At 31.5% G+C, this 15,661-nt stretch carries 16 protein-coding genes and 1 tRNA gene; 11 read left to right on the plus strand and 6 right to left on the minus strand.

The window, feature by feature from the left end; genetic code table 11:
• Positions 1-40 precede the first annotated feature (40 nt).
• Positions 41-535 carry a hypothetical protein gene (locus Q4Q47_RS10615; RefSeq protein WP_303306635.1) on the minus strand — a complete coding sequence of 165 codons (495 nt, stop codon included), beginning with the start codon at positions 533-535 and terminating at the stop codon, positions 41-43.
• 132 nt (positions 536-667) lie between these two features.
• Here Q4Q47_RS10615 and Q4Q47_RS10620 point away from each other — a divergent pair, with 132 nt between their 5' ends.
• The 11 genes from Q4Q47_RS10620 (at position 668) to Q4Q47_RS10670 (ending at position 8,087) form a co-directional block, all read left to right on the plus strand.
• Positions 668-1,249, plus strand: coding sequence for an RNA polymerase sigma factor (locus tag Q4Q47_RS10620; RefSeq protein ID WP_303306636.1), 582 nt, complete (start codon positions 668-670; stop codon positions 1,247-1,249).
• A 5-nt stretch (positions 1,250-1,254) separates the two neighbouring features.
• Positions 1,255-1,989, plus strand: coding sequence for a tetratricopeptide repeat protein (locus Q4Q47_RS10625; RefSeq protein WP_303306637.1), 735 nt, complete (start codon positions 1,255-1,257; stop codon positions 1,987-1,989).
• 148 nt (positions 1,990-2,137) lie between these two features.
• Complete coding sequence (locus Q4Q47_RS10630) at positions 2,138-2,905, plus strand: TatD family hydrolase (protein ID WP_303306638.1); 768 nt, start codon at positions 2,138-2,140, stop codon at positions 2,903-2,905.
• Positions 2,906-2,908: 3 nt separating this feature from the next.
• Entirely contained in the window at positions 2,909-3,940 is a 1,032-nt protein-coding gene (locus Q4Q47_RS10635; protein ID WP_303306639.1) for an asparaginase, read from the plus strand.
• 76 nt (positions 3,941-4,016) lie between these two features.
• A tRNA-Ser gene (locus tag Q4Q47_RS10640) sits at positions 4,017-4,104 on the plus strand.
• A gap of 73 nt (positions 4,105-4,177) precedes the next feature.
• Entirely contained in the window at positions 4,178-4,960 is a 783-nt protein-coding gene (locus Q4Q47_RS10645; protein ID WP_303306640.1) for a MotA/TolQ/ExbB proton channel family protein, read from the plus strand.
• Positions 4,961-4,979: 19 nt separating this feature from the next.
• Complete coding sequence (locus tag Q4Q47_RS10650) at positions 4,980-5,411, plus strand: hypothetical protein (protein WP_303306641.1); 432 nt, start codon at positions 4,980-4,982, stop codon at positions 5,409-5,411.
• Positions 5,412-5,414: 3 nt separating this feature from the next.
• Positions 5,415-6,002 carry an ExbD/TolR family protein gene (locus Q4Q47_RS10655; protein WP_303306642.1) on the plus strand — a complete coding sequence of 196 codons (588 nt, stop codon included), beginning with the start codon at positions 5,415-5,417 and terminating at the stop codon, positions 6,000-6,002.
• A gap of 25 nt (positions 6,003-6,027) precedes the next feature.
• Entirely contained in the window at positions 6,028-6,504 is a 477-nt protein-coding gene (locus Q4Q47_RS10660; RefSeq protein ID WP_303306643.1) for an ExbD/TolR family protein, read from the plus strand.
• A gap of 349 nt (positions 6,505-6,853) precedes the next feature.
• Positions 6,854-7,546, plus strand: a complete 693-nt coding sequence (locus Q4Q47_RS10665; RefSeq protein ID WP_303306644.1) for a porin family protein — start codon at positions 6,854-6,856, stop codon at positions 7,544-7,546.
• Positions 7,547-7,586: 40 nt separating this feature from the next.
• On the plus strand, positions 7,587-8,087 hold the full coding sequence (locus Q4Q47_RS10670; protein ID WP_303306645.1) for a barstar family protein: 501 nt from the start codon (positions 7,587-7,589) through the stop codon (positions 8,085-8,087).
• Between the two features lie 159 nt (positions 8,088-8,246).
• Here the strand turns inward: Q4Q47_RS10670 and Q4Q47_RS10675 are convergent, their stop codons facing one another.
• From Q4Q47_RS10675 to Q4Q47_RS10695, 5 genes are all read right to left on the minus strand, one after another.
• A complete protein-coding gene (locus Q4Q47_RS10675; protein WP_303306646.1) occupies positions 8,247-8,852 on the minus strand; it encodes a hypothetical protein in 606 nt (201 codons plus the stop codon).
• On the minus strand, positions 8,852-10,309 hold the full coding sequence (rpoN, locus tag Q4Q47_RS10680; protein ID WP_303306647.1) for an RNA polymerase factor sigma-54: 1,458 nt from the start codon (positions 10,307-10,309) through the stop codon (positions 8,852-8,854). The genes Q4Q47_RS10675 and rpoN overlap by 1 nt, the downstream gene beginning before the upstream one ends.
• 68 nt (positions 10,310-10,377) lie before the next feature.
• Positions 10,378-11,811 carry an asparagine--tRNA ligase gene (asnS, locus tag Q4Q47_RS10685; protein WP_303306648.1) on the minus strand — a complete coding sequence of 478 codons (1,434 nt, stop codon included), beginning with the start codon at positions 11,809-11,811 and terminating at the stop codon, positions 10,378-10,380.
• 91 nt (positions 11,812-11,902) lie between these two features.
• Positions 11,903-14,290, minus strand: coding sequence for an efflux RND transporter permease subunit (locus Q4Q47_RS10690; protein ID WP_303306649.1), 2,388 nt, complete (start codon positions 14,288-14,290; stop codon positions 11,903-11,905).
• A gap of 48 nt (positions 14,291-14,338) precedes the next feature.
• The gene (locus tag Q4Q47_RS10695) at positions 14,339-15,610 is read right to left on the minus strand and encodes a DUF5686 family protein (RefSeq protein WP_303306650.1); all 1,272 of its coding nucleotides are present in this window, start codon (positions 15,608-15,610) and stop codon (positions 14,339-14,341) included.
• Positions 15,611-15,661: the final 51 nt, after the last annotated feature.

The raw sequence follows: 15,661 nt of genomic DNA on the forward strand, positions 1-15,661 counted from the left end.
CAGGGTAACTATTTTGTTACCCTGCTTTGGTAATTATTTTTTATTGTTGAGGTTGACTGATTATTTTTTTAGATACAATAGCATCACCAGAGGCTACTAATTGCATCATTTTATGTGCGTATGCTTCAGTTGAAGAATAGCCTTTTGCATATCCTGTTACAGTTTCGACTTCCCAGAAATAATTTCTTTTAGAGTCCTTTTTTGCTTCAGTTTTCAAAACAAAATAACTTTCAATTTTAGATGCTCTTACAATTTCTCCAGAGCTTGTTAAAAAGATCATTCGTTTTGCGTCTTTTATAGAAAGCGATGTTCCGGAATAAAGTCCTTTGTCAGTTTCCACTTTCCAGTCATAAACCTTAAGGATGTTTTCATTTGTAATATTTACACTAATAGTTGTTGTGTTAAGTTTCGTTGTTAAGGTTGTAGCATGAGAGTTTAATATTGATAATACTACAGTACCGATAATTAAAATTGTTTTTTTACTCACGTCATTAATATTGTTTAAGTATTCGTGAAATTTCTTTGTGATTTTCATGATTTCTAAATTTTAATGGATTAATTAACTGTTCCAGTATTTTTACTGTGACACCCTTATATCAGAACCATTTAAAAATTGTTACCTTTTTATTTCAAAGTTTTTTTATTTTAGTAGCAAATACAAGGGTTGATGAATGAAAAAAAAATACACGAGGATCAGAAATATATAGACGGGTTGCTTAAAAACAACTCGTTTATTATACAAACTATATATGATAAGTTTGCTCCTAAAGTGATTAACTATATAAAACAAAACAGTGGAGATGGTGATAAGGCCCAAGATGTCATCCAGGATACTTTAATAACAATTTATAATCAGGCGAGTGAAAATAAATTAAAACTTACTTGTCCGTTTGATGCGTATTTCTTTCTACTATGCAAACGGAAATGGTTGAACGAATTAAAAAAATTTTCTAAGAAAGAGGTAACAATTAATGAAGACCTTTTATCTAAAGGTGACGAGGCTCAAGAACTAGCTTTTGAAACATCTGTATTTGGTGAAAAACAAGCTTTATTTACAGAAATGTTTCAAAAACTTGGAACCGCTTGTAAAGATTTATTAACAGCTACCTTTAAAATAAAATCTATGGAAGAAGTAGCAAAAAGTTTAGGCATAACATATGCTTATGCTAGAAAAAAGAAATCTTTATGCATTGGTAAATTGACAGAGCTGGTTCGAGAATCACCAAATTTTAACCAACTTAATAACTAATTGTCATGGAAGATCAAAATTATATATTATTCGAATCCTACTTATCTAAAGAATTATCTCAAGATGAAATAGACACTTTTGAATCACGATTAAAAAATGAATTAGATTTTAATCAAGCATTTAATACGTATAAAGAATTATCTTCTTTCTTAGAGCATAAATTTGAAAATGAAGCGACTTCAATTGCATTTCAGGATAATTTAAGAACTATTTCTAACACGTATTTTGAAAAACAAGAAACTGCTAAAAAAGTGGTTCGCTTTAAACCTTGGCAATATGCTATGGCAGCAAGTGTTGTACTATTAATAGGTATCTTTACATTTAACAATTTTTCTAATCCGACTTTTAACGATTACAATAATTATGATACTATTAGTTTAACAGTTAGGGGCGGGCAAGATGAACTTTTAAAAACAGCTGAAAATGCTTTTAATAATAAAGATTTTGTTAAAGCTGAAGCGGTTTTTGGACAGTTATTAGCGAATGATGATTCAAATAAAGAATGGCAATTATATAGAGGAATAGCGCTATTAGAATTAGATGAATTTGATGAAGCCGACAGTTTGTTTAGTAGACTTTCTAGTGAGTCGTCAGTTTATAAAAACAAAGCAACATGGTATTTGGCTTTAAGTAAATTAAAACATAAAGATCATGATGCCTGTTTAAAAATATTAAGAACCCTACCAGAAGATGCAGATGATTATAAACAAGCGCAAAAATTAATTAAGAAATTAGAATAGAGGCTGTACATTAGAGTTATTCCATTAAACGTAGACGAGATGCGATACCTATTTTGAAAATAATACCAATTTTACACTCAAATAGGTATAACCTAAATAAGCTCGAAGAAAGTCATCAATTTAATGATGACTTTTTTATTTTTACCAAATGATTATTACAGATACGCACACACATTTATATAGTGAAGCTTTTGATGAAGATAGAAATGAAATGATTGATCTTGCAATAGATCAAGGCATCTCCCGGTTTTTTATTCCAGCTATAGATTCTGAGTATACAGAAGCGATGCTTCAACTTGAAAAAGATTACCCCAATAATGTGTTTTTAATGATGGGTTTGCATCCTACACATGTAAAAGACAATTATAAGGAAGAGTTAAAGCATGTAGAAGATATGCTTGCAAAACGGCATTTTTATGCCATAGGTGAAATTGGGATTGATTTATATTGGGATAAATCAACATTAGAAATTCAACAAGAAGCGTTTAAGCATCAAATTAGAATTGCAAAGCAATATAAATTACCAATAGTTATACATTGCAGAGAAGCGTTTGATGAAATATTTGAAGTTTTAGAAGCAGAAAAAGGTGATGATTTATTTGGTATTTTTCACTGTTTTACAGGAACATTAGAACATGCGCATCGAGCTATCTCTTACAACATGAAATTAGGTATAGGAGGCGTTGTTACTTTCAAGAACGGAAAGATTGATACGTTTTTAAATCAAATTGATATAAAGCATATTGTTTTAGAAACAGATTCTCCTTATTTGGCCCCTGTACCATATAGAGGAAAACGAAATGAAAGTGCATATGTCATAAAAGTATTAGAAAAATTAGTAGATATATATGGTGTATCCTTAGAAGATATAGCAGCTATTACCACTCAAAATTCCAAAGATGTTTTTAAAGTTTAAAATATGAGCGATATAAAACCAAAGATATTACTAATATATACTGGAGGAACCATAGGCATGGTTAAAGATTTCAAAACAGGATCACTTCGCGCATTTGATTTTAAAACGCTTTTAGAAAAAATCCCAGAACTCCAACTTTTAGATTGTAATATTGATACAGTATCCTTTAAGGAACCTATAGACTCAAGTAATATGAATCCAAAATATTGGGTTCAAATAGCTGAAATAATAGAAACTAGTTATGATGCGTTTGATGGTTTTGTGGTTTTACATGGCAGCGATACCATGAGCTATACAGCTTCAGCATTGAGTTTTATGTTGGAAAATTTAGCAAAACCAGTCATATTTACTGGGGCTCAATTACCAATAGGAGATTTAAGAACAGATGCAAAAGAAAATTTAATTACGTCTATACAGGTAGCTTCATTACAAAGTAAAGGTAAGCCATTAATTAAAGAGGTTTGTTTGTATTTTGAATATAAACTATATAGAGCTAATAGAACGACAAAAATAAATGCGGAACATTTTGAAGCCTTTGCATCTTTGAACTATTCTGATTTAGCAGAATCTGGGGTTCATTTAAAAGTTAATGAAGAATATTTATTTAAACCCGATTTAAAGAAAGCTCTAAAGATCCATAAAAAATTAGATGATAATATTGCGTTAATAAAACTTTTTCCAGGAATTACAGAAAATGTATTGCAAAGTATTTTTAGTACTTCAAATTTGAAAGCTGTTATAATGGAGACCTATGGCTCTGGAAATTGTACTACCGAAAAATGGTTTATTAATATGCTAAAAGAGAATATTTTAAAAGGAATACATATCATAAATATTACTCAATGTTCTGGAGGAAGTGTTATGATGGGGCATTATGAAACGAGCAATGAGCTAAAAAATATAGGTGTTATTTCTGGAAAAGACATCACAACAGAGGCTGCAATAAGTAAATTAATGTATTTATTGGGGCAAAATGTCTCTAGTAATCGCCTCAAAACCATCTATGAATCGCCCTTAAGAGGTGAAATGTCTTAAAATTAACTCTTAAAATTTTAACGTTCAAAGTTTTTTTTGTTATTTGAGCCCCCGTAATTAAGTTCAATTGAAATACAGAGAGGTGGCCGAGTGGTCGAAGGCGCACGCCTGGAAAGTGTGTATACGTCAAAAGCGTATCGAGGGTTCGAATCCCTTCCTCTCTGCTGTTATTTTGTCTCTAATTGCTTTTTTTTTAATATCTTTAACACTTTAACTAATATATTTAAGATCTAGAACATGAAAAGATTATTTTCTCTCCTTGCCATAACAGGAATGATGGCATTTGGAACTACTAACGCAACAACAATTGCAAACACAAATACAGCTGTAACAACTACTGTTAACACTATTCAAGATGAGTCAGAAGCAACCGCTGCTGCAGGCGAAACTCTTGGGTTTCATCAAGAATTGAAGAAACGTTTTATTGAAGGTGGTGCAGGTTTTATGGGAATTGTATTATTATGTTTAATTCTTGGTTTAGCAATTGCTATAGAAAGAATTATCTTTTTAAACCTTTCAACTACAAACACAAAAAAATTAACACAAAATGTAGAGGATGCCTTATCTTCAGGTGGTGTTGAAGCTGCAAAAGAAGTATGTAGAAATACAAAAGGACCCATTGCATCTATTTATTATCAGGGGTTAGACAGGACGGATGAAGGTCTTGAAGCCGCTGAAAAAGCTGTTGTAGCCTATGGAGGTGTTCAAATGGGACAATTAGAAAAAAATGTATCTTGGATATCATTATTTATCGCCTTAGCACCAATGCTTGGTTTCATGGGTACGGTAATTGGTATGATTCAAGCATTCGATAAAATTGAAGCTGCTGGAGATATGCAACCATCTCTTGTTGCCGGAGGTATTAAAGTAGCACTTTTAACAACCGTATTTGGTTTGATAGTGGCTATTATACTTCAAATTTTTTACAATTATATTATTGCTAAAATTGATAGTATTGTTAACGATATGGAAGATGCTTCTATTACGTTAATGGATCTATTAATTAGAAATAAAAAGTAATAATTAAATATAAAAAATTATGAAATTACATAAAATTTTAAAAATAGTAGCTTTTGCGCTTGCTATTATTGGCGCGATTTTTGCGCTGATGATAATAGCAGGCGATGAAAAAGATGCTTTAAGTATGAGCGGAAATATGCTATATATTGCATATGCTGTACTTGGATTAATATTAGTAATGGTTCTTATATTCGTTATAAAAGGACTCTTTGCAGGAAATATTAAAAAGACATTAATGACTGTAGGAGCATTTTTAGTCATTATCCTTATTTCTTATTCTATGTCTTCAGGTACAGATTTAGATTTAACACCCTTTACAGATAAAGGGTTAGATGTTACAGAGTCGACGTCTAAGAAAGTAGGCGCTGGATTATATGCATTTTATGTATTGGCTTTTTTAGCTATAGCATCTATGGTATTTTCAGGAGTTAAAAAAATATTTAATAAATAAATTATGGCAAAAAGAGCAGCACCAGAAGTAAATGCAGGCTCCATGGCCGATATTGCGTTCTTACTATTAATATTTTTCTTAGTTACTACTACTATTGAAACAGATTCTGGGATTAACCGAAAGCTTCCACCCATGGAAGAATCTGATGAAGAAGTTGTTATCAAGCAAAGAAACATTTTTACTGTTTTATTAAATGGTAAAGATCAGTTACTTGTGGAAGATGAATTAATGGAACTTGAGAATTTAAGAGAAGCAGCTGTTAAGTTTTTAGATAACGGTGGCGACGGATCATGCGATTATTGTAAAGGGGAAGGAGATAAGTCATCTTCTGATAACCCGGATAAAGCAATTATATCTTTAAAAAATGAGCGTGAAACAACTTACAAGACTTATATAGCAGTCCAAAATGAATTGGTGGCAGCTTATAATGAATTAAGAAATATCAGAGCTCAAGAACTATATGGAAAGCCTTTTGCAGAAATGCAGGCAAACTATAAAGATGTAAACTGGCCAGGGAATAAGGAAAAGTTAAAAGCGAAGATAGATCAAATTAAAGTAGATTATCCTCAAAAACTTTCTGAAGTACAATAATTTAAAATTTAACATTTATATAAATATGTCTAAATTTAAAAAGAAAAAAAGTGGCGATATGCCAGCAGTTAATACCGCATCTTTACCAGATATTGTATTTATGTTATTATTCTTCTTTATGGTAGCTACTGTAATGAGGCAAAATACTTTAATGATTGATAACAATCTACCATTTGCAGATCAGGTAGAGAAGTTAGATAAGAAGGATTTGGTAATGTACATATATGCAGGTAAGCCAAGCGATAATTTTAAGCAATACGGTACAGAAGCAAAAATACAACTTAATGATAAGTTTGCAGATGTAAACGAAATTGCTGCTTTTATTGCAGCAGAGAGAGCTTCTAAACGAGAAGAATTAATACCATTTTTAACGACTGCTCTGAAAGTAGACAGTGACGCTAATATGGGGTTAATTGGAGATATAAAACAGGAATTAAGAAAAGTAAATGCACTTAAAATCAACTACACGACTAAAAAAGGTACTGTGCTAGGAAGAGATTAGTTTTATATTCTTAATTTTATATAAATAAAGGCGTTTTGATAATTCAAAACGCCTTTTTATATTTAAAAACCTGGACAATTTTACTTATAATTGTAATGTTAACTGGAGTTTGATTAATAAATAATCCATAACCATTCGGTTGTGATGAATGAAAGCGAATATGTTCTATTTGTCTCCTCGAGCGCAGTTGAGAGGTTATTGATTTTAAAAGTATTAAATAGGTCGTGACTTTGGTTTATCTTGAGCGCAGTCGAAAGCCTAGATCGGACATAAATATAATTAATACGCTAAATTTGAGTAAAATAATAATCGATCTTAAGTTAATGTTAGTATAATAATACGCTTATTGATGAAACAACTATTTATTTCCATATTTTTTTTAATGAATTTTGTGTGCTGTTTTGCCCAGGAAATTAATGATAAAGAAATTGATTCGCTATATAAAGAGGACCAATTTTATGCGGGCGTCACTTATAATTTGCTAGGTAAGATGCCAAAAGATGTTTCACAAAGTGGCTTTTCTTTAGGATTTCATCTAGGTTTTATTAAAGATATGCCTATTAATAAAAATAGAAATATTGCCATAGGTTTAGGTCTTGGATATTCAGCTAATTCATTTAATCAAAACTTACTCATAAATAAAGATAATACAGGTAGTACTATTTATAGTGTTTTAAAGGATAGTAATACATTTACTAAAAATAAATTTTCAAGCCATTTAATTGAACTCCCTATTGAGTTTAGATGGCGTACATCTACAGCAACAGATTATAATTTTTGGCGTATTTACATGGGTTTTAAGCTAGGTTATGTATTTGCCCATACTACAAAGTATAGAGGTGATTTAGGAAAGCTGAGGTTTAGTAATATTGAGGATTTTAATAACTTTCAATATGGTATAACACTCAGTGCGGGCTATAATACATGGAATATATTTTTGTATTACGCTTTGAATCCTATTTTTTCTGGAGATGCTAGCTTAGACGGGAATAAAATTGATATGAATGCTGTAAAGATTGGCTTGATGTTTTATATCTTATAGTTGTGCTTCATTATCCAGAACGCACATATTGAAACAAAAAATGGAACTAAAAGAGGATAAAATAGAACGAGATATTGAAATTTTGAAAGATGGACCAATATGCAAATACTTCAAAAATGGAATTTTGGACGAAGACATAATTTGGTTTTCCAATAATAATTTTGAGGTTATAGAAATGAATACTCGAAATCGGAATAAAAAAAACGCACATCTGAATATAAAAACTGCTCTTAATTTTTCCGAATATTATGGAGAAAATCTAAACGCATTCTCGGATTGTCTTTCAGGTATGTATAACAAAAGATATAAAGGGCTCATTTTAGTATTTAGGCATTATGATAGTTTTGTGGAATCCGACAAAAATTTTGCGGAAGGAATTCTTGACATTATTGCTGGAGAATCACGGAATTGGCTTTTAACTGGACAAAAATTAATCGGACTTGTCCAATCTGACAATCCTGATTTGGAATTTCCTGAATTAGGCGGAATCAGTCCGAGTTGGAATTCAGCCGAATGGTTGAATGAAAGCCGAAAGAAATAAAATAACGAAAGCACAACAACGTGTCCTTTAATTCATTGCTAGTGCAAGCTTACTTACGAAAATCCGCGAGGATTTTCTATTCGGTTTCTAGTTGCTTAAACACGTAACGAAATCATACACAATACCGTTATTTGTCATTCCCATGAAGATGGGAATCTACTATAACCAATAAGGCACTAGAATTAACTGCGGGATTATCCCAATAAACATTCCCATGATAAGTTCTTTATAAGTATGTGCTTTTAAATGTAGTCTGGATGTAGCAACTGCACCCGTTATTATTGCCATTAAAGCTAATGTACTATTCATGTTTATACTAAAATGTATACTTAAGATTGCTAAAAACATAAACAACCCAGAAACAGAAATCATATGTATGCTTGCTTTAAATTTAAAAAAAGCGAGCATTAGGCACGCCATAGTAGAGATTAGTATACCAACAAAGAAAAAATAAAGTTCTATAATTTGAGAAGGTGTTATAATGCGCTGTAACACTATTATAATCACAAAACAGTTAAGTATTAAAGGAATAATACGTTCGTTTGTAGTTTTCAGGTATATAGATTTTACCTTACCTAATGTCTTTAACAAAAAATAAAGGAGAATGGGTAAAATAATCGTTAGTATAAAAAGAGATACTAACTTAGCTTTCATTATTTCTTCTGGGATGAATCGTGGTGATTTATAAAAATAGAAAATAACACCTAGTATAGGCATAAATAATGGATGAAAAATATATGAGATACTTTTTAGTATTTTATCCATTATATCTTTTTACGTAATCGAGCAACAGGAATATCTAGTTGCTCTCTGTATTTAGCGACTGTACGACGTGCTATAGGATACCCCTTTTCTTTTAGAATACTTGCCAAGGTCTCATCGGTCAAAGGTTTTTTCTTGTTTTCTTCTTCTATGACTGTTTCTAAGATTTTTTTTATTTCTCTTGTAGAAACATCTTCTCCTTGGTCATTTTTCATAGATTCAGAGAAGAACTCCTTAATCAATTTTGTTCCGTAAGGGGTATCAACATACTTGCTATTTGCAACTCTTGACACTGTTGAAACATCCATAGAGATTTCATCGGCAACATCTTTTAGAATCATAGGCTTTAAGTTACGCTCATCGCCTGTTAAAAAATAGTCTTTTTGGTAATGCATAATAGCACTCATGGTAACAAATAAAGTTTGCTGACGTTGTTTTATAGCCTCGATAAACCATTTTGCAGCATCTAATTTTTGCTTGATAAAAATAACAGCATCTTTTTGTGACTTGGACTTGTCTTTGGTGTCTTTATAGCCTTTAAGCATGTTGTTGTATTCTCTTGATACATGAAGTTCTGGAGCATTTCTTCCATTTAGAGTGAGCTCCAATTCGCCATCTACAATTTTAATAGCGAAATCTGGAACGACATGTTCAACAATTCTATTATTTCCGGCATAAGAACCTCCCGGTTTTGGGTTTAAATGCTCAATTTCTGAAATAGCCTCTTTTAATTGTATCTCGGAGATATCAAATTTTTGAATTAACTTCTTATAATGTTTTTTTGTAAACTGGTCGAAAGCATTGTCAATAATATTAATTGCTAATTCACAAGGCTGTGTTTTTTCTCTTCTATGCAGTTGAATACTTAAACACTCTTGTAAGTTTCTTGCTCCAACACCCGCAGGATCTAATTGATGTACAATTTTTAGAACACTTTCAATTTTTTCTTCAGTGGTATAAACGTTTTGGGTAAAAGCCAAATCATCCATAATATCACTTAATTCTCTTCGTATGTACCCGCTCTCATCAACACTTCCAACTAAAAACTCTGCAATTTCATGTTCTTCATCATTAAGTCGATAGGTGTTTAATTGATTTATTAAATGTTGCGTAAATGAGGTTCCAGCTGCATAGGGTATCGTTTTTTCTTCATCATCGCTACTGTAATTATTTGCTTGCGTACGGTAATCTGGAATTTCATCATCACTTAAATATTCATCAACATTAATATCATCAGCGTTTATAGATTCACTATCATTAAAATCGTCAGCATTATCGAACTCAGAATCGTATTCATTTTCATTATTTTCTTTACCACCTTCAAGAGCTGGATTTTCTTCCAATTCTTGTTTTAAACGTTGTTCAAAAGCTTGTGTAGGCAACTGTATCAACTTCATTAATTGAATTTGCTGAGGTGATAGCTTTTGAGATAATTTAAATTGTAAATATTGCTTAAGCATATTTTGATTTGGTTTAAGATAAAAATAAAAAAAACTTTTATCTGTAAATAGCCAAAGAACTATTGTTTTTAAAATTCTGCATTTTGAGGTGTTCTTGGAAAAGGGATCACATCTCTAATGTTATTCATTCCAGTTGCAAACATAACTAAACGCTCAAAACCTAAACCAAACCCAGAATGAACTGCTGTACCAAATTTTCGTAAATCTAGATACCACCAAAGATCTTCTTCAGGAATATTTATGGCAGCCATTTTTTGTTTTAGCACATCTAATCGTTCTTCACGTTGTGCACCACCAACAATTTCACCTATACCTGGGAATAAAATATCCATAGCACGAACCGTTTTTCCGTCTTCATTTAAACGCATATAAAAGGCTTTAATATTTGCTGGATAATCGAATAAAATTACGGGGCATTTAAAGTGTTTTTCTACAAGAAAGCGCTCATGTTCACTTTGTAAATCTGTTCCCCATTCGTTAATTAAATATTTAAATTTCTTTTTCTTATTGGGTTTGCAATTGCGTAAAATATCAATAGCCTCAGTATAACTAACACGTTTAAAGTGATTTTCTGTTACAAAATTCAATTTTTCTATTAAAGTCATTTCGTTTCTTTCAGCTTGAGGTTTTGTTTTGTCCTCATCTTGTAAACGCTTATCTAGAAATTCTAAATCTTCACGGTTATTATCTAAAATGTATTTTATAACAGACTTCATAAAATCTTCAGCTAAATCCATATTACCAGCCAAATCCATAAAAGCGACTTCAGGCTCAATCATCCAGAATTCAGCTAAATGACGCGATGTATTCGAATTTTCCGCTCTAAAGGTAGGGCCAAATGTATATACCTTGCCTAAAGACATCGCATAGGTTTCAGCTTCAAGTTGACCAGAAACCGTTAAATTGGTTTCTTTTCCAAAGAAATCTTTTGAGTAATCTATATGGCCTTCATCATTTAAAGGTGGATTTTTAGCATCTAGATTAGAAACTTTAAACATTTCTCCTGCTCCTTCAGCATCACTTCCTGTTATAATAGGAGCGTGCATATAGTAAAAGCCATTCTCGTTAAAATATTTATGAATAGCAAACGATAATGCCGAACGTAAACGCATCACAGCACTAAATGTGTTTGTACGTGTACGTAAATGTGCATTTTCTCTTAAAAACTCAAATGAATGTTTTTTTGGTTGAATAGGGTAGCTATCAGGATCCGAATCTCCTAAAACCTCTAATTCTTTTACTTGTATTTCGACTTTTTGCCCTTTTCCTTGGCTTTCAACTAATTCGCCTTTAATATGTATAGCTGCTCCAGTTGTAATGCGCTTTAAAAGCGCTTCATCGAAATTTTCAAAATCAACAACACATTGAATATTATTTAGTGTAGAACCATCATTTATGGCAATAAAACGATTTGCTCTAAAGGTTCTAACCCAACCTTTAATTTCTACTTCTGGGAAAACGATATCCTGAGATAGTAATTCTGAAACAGTTCGTGATTTCATATATGCTAAAATTTAAAATGTAAAGATAAAAAAGCCAATTGGCTTTCGAGCATCAAATATTTAAAAAACGAAATCAGTTTTATGTTGAAATTTATTCATCTTCGTCTTCTTCAGGTATAATATTAATAGCCGGTTCTCTTAGTACTTCTTTATTCGCAATACTACGCTCTAGCGATAGTAACAGAGAGGGTAATAAAAGAAGGTTTGATAACATGGCAAATAGCAGGGTAGCAGAGACTAAGGCTCCTAATGCAACGGTGCCACCAAAGCTTGAAATAGTAAATACCGAAAATCCAAAGAATAATACGATAGAAGTATAAAACATACTAACTCCGGTTTCACGTAAAGCACCATAAACAGAGACTTTAATTTTCCAATGGTTCGCTTGAAGTTCTTGACGATATTTTGCTAAAAAGTGAATGGTATCATCTACAGAAATACCAAAAGCAATACTAAATACTAATATAGTTGAAGGTTTTATAGGAACTCCTAAATAGCCCATTAAACCTGCTGTTACTAACAATGGTAATAAGTTTGGTATTAACGATACAATAATCATTCTTCCCGACCTAAACATATATGCCATAAATAGGGATATTAAAAAGATGGCAAGTGATAATGATATTGCTAAATTCTTAACAAGATATTTGGTGCCTTTTTGAAAGACCAAGGCTTTCCCTGTCATGGTAACATCGTACCTTTCCTCTGGAAAAACTTTGTTTATTTTGGTTTCTAGATTTTCTTCAATGCGTTCCATTTTATCGGTTCCTACATCTTTCATAAATGTTGTAATACGAGCATATTGACCAGTACTATCAACAAAGTTCTTAAGTAAGTCTACGTTTGAAGATGAGTTTTTAGCATATGATAGGATGAAACTATTTTCTTGAGATGTCGGTAATTGATAGAATTTAGTATTACCATTATAATAAGCTTGTTTAGAGTACTTAACTAAACCGACTACAGAGATTGGTTTAGACAATTCTGGAGTTTCAATAATTAAATCCTCTAATTGATCCATGCGTTTCAAAGTAGAAAGTTTCATAACACCTTTTTTACGCTTAGTGTCAATCATAATTTCTAAAGGCATTATACCATTAAACTCCTCTTCAAAAAAACGGATGTCATTTACAAAGCCGGATTCTTGCGGCATGTCTTCAATTAAGCTACCTGATATTTTAATTTGATAAATCCCAATAATACTGGCTATAAGTAGAATTAAAGATGTGGTATAAATGGCAATACGTTTTTGCCTTACCATGTGTTCCATCCAATTTACAAAACCACCTATCCAGCGTTTGTTTAAATGCTCTAAATGACGGTCTTTAGGAAAAGGTAAAAAGGTGTAAATAATAGGAATAATAAGCAGGCATAAAATAAAAATGGCTAAAATACTTAAAGATGCCACAATACCAAACTCTTTTAATAATGTGCTTTCTGTTAGTATAAATGTAGCAAAACCGGATGCTGTCGTTACATTGGTCATTAAAGTGGCATTCCCAATTTTGGTGATAACCCGTTGTAATGATTTTACTTTATTACCATGTAATTTAACTTCGTGCTGGTATTTATTGATTAAAAAAATACAGTTTGGAATACCTATTACAATAATTAAAGGCGGAATTAATGCCGTTAAAACAGTAATCTCATAGTTTAGTAAACCCAATATCCCAAGAGTCCACATCACCCCAATGCATACTACGACCAGTGAAATAAAAGTAGCTCTGAACGATCTGAAAAAGAAAAAGAAAATTAAAGAGGTCACCAATAACGCCGCAAGAACAAATAGATTTATTTCATCTATAATGTTTTGAGAATTTAATGTTCTTATATAAGGCATTCCAGATATTCTAACATCTAAATTATTCGATTCCTGAAAGGCATCTATACTAGGTATTAAAATATCAACTACAAAATCCTTTCTGGCAGCTGTGTTTACAATAGCTTTGTCTAAATATATAGCCGTTCGAATAGTTTTTGTTTTATTATTGAATAAAAAATTATCGTAAAAAGGATATTTTTTAAAGAGTTCTTCTTGAAGCGTTTCGACTTGTGCAATAGACGAAATAGAGTCTTTTATAAACGGTTCTAAATTAAATTTTTCATTTTTAGTATCTTTTATAAGCTTTTGAAGGTCTTTAATAGAAACAACTGTTTCAACTTCATTATATTTTTTAAAACCTTCGGAGAGCTTATTCCAGGCATTTAATTTTTCAACTGTAAAAAGGGTGCTATCTTTTACACCAAGAACGATAAGGTTCCCTTCTTCCCCAAAGATTTTTAAAAAGTTATTGTAAGTTATATTTACCTCATGGTCATCCGGTAGTAAATTAGCCTCAGTATAAGTGAAACGCATATTATCCCACTGGGTGCTAAAAAGATATGTGGTTATTATAATTCCAAGCAGAATGATGATTTTATTGCGTAAAATCAATCTGGCGGTAACGTCCCAAAAGTTGGCTGTAAAAAGTTTAAACATGCTTTATATAAAACGAAGCGCAAAGGTAGAAAAAAGGAGTGTAATACATTATAAAGAGACGTTAAATGTAAACTTAAAAGCAACATTGTCACTAAATTCTGATAAATGATAGGCGCCGTAGCGGTATGTAAAGCTTAAGCCAAAGCCAAACAGCAATTTATTAATTTCAAACCCAGATTCTGTGTATCCTTTTTTTAAAGATCCAAAAGTTACATTTTGATGCAATTCAGGTTGTTTTATATCCCCTAAGGCATATCGAGTTATTAAAACGATTTGCGGTTTATAATGTTCTGAAATATTAAAAGGTTTTAAATAATGCTTCAACTGTACTGTCGTGAACTTGTCTGAGAAGAACTCATTAAAATACATGGTTTCAAAGCTATTTAGTCCAGCTACCGAAAAACGTTGCATAATAGTTTCTTTGGTAATATTATTGGGGTAAGCATGATACAAGTGTGTTAACGGTGTATTACCATTTGTTATTCCAGAAACTAAAGTTATTTCAGAAACCCCATCATTTTCATTTCCAATTTTATAAATAGTTCTAAAATCTAATTTAGAAAAGTTAAAATCACTTTTAAAAACATCTTTAAAGCTCTTGGTATATTGAAGTGTAAACTGTGGATAGCCTTTTTTAGTTTCTTTTAATTCGTTCTCTAAAATTTCAAACTTACTAAACGGATTCCATTGTAAAGACAACTTAGCTGTAGTTAAATGAAAAGAGTTAACTATATTATTGTCTAAAACATATCCGTAGTTGTAAGTAGGATCTATATTACTAACGGCCAATTCAGTTTCTGTTAATAATTTGGGATTTAATTGATGCTCTAAATTTATAGATTTTGTAACAAGTTTGTGAAACAAATCTATGTTTAATAAGCGAGGTTCAAAAAATTGAAAGAACCGGCCATCTGTTAAAAACTTAGTGCTTCCTGTTTCCTGTAAATCATTAGTATAGGTTAGATTTATCCAGGTATTTGTTTTTTTAGCTAATCTAAAACCTCCACCGATGCTATATTTAAAACGATGATCTCTAAAACCATATACGCCATAGCTATTTATACGGTATTTTTCAGAAAAGTTGTCATTAGTAACCCCACCTATGCCTGTTCTTACACCCTCATATTGGTTGTATTTAATTAAATATCTTAAATCGAAGTTGAAATATTTGGTAGGTAGATACCCGTTACCAAGGTGTTTAATAAATTCATTTTTTTTAATAGAATCCTGAGCGGGTTCTAAAATGTTTTCTGATGACCTTTGCGCATATGTAAAGGTTGCACAAATAAAACAAAGTAAGAGGGAAAAGTGTTTTATCATTTAAGAATTGAGAGACTAAAGGTTTACGAAAAAAGCGACTAAAATGTCGCT

This window comes from Flavivirga spongiicola, assembly GCF_030540825.1.
GTDB lineage: Bacteria > Bacteroidota > Bacteroidia > Flavobacteriales > Flavobacteriaceae > Flavivirga > Flavivirga spongiicola.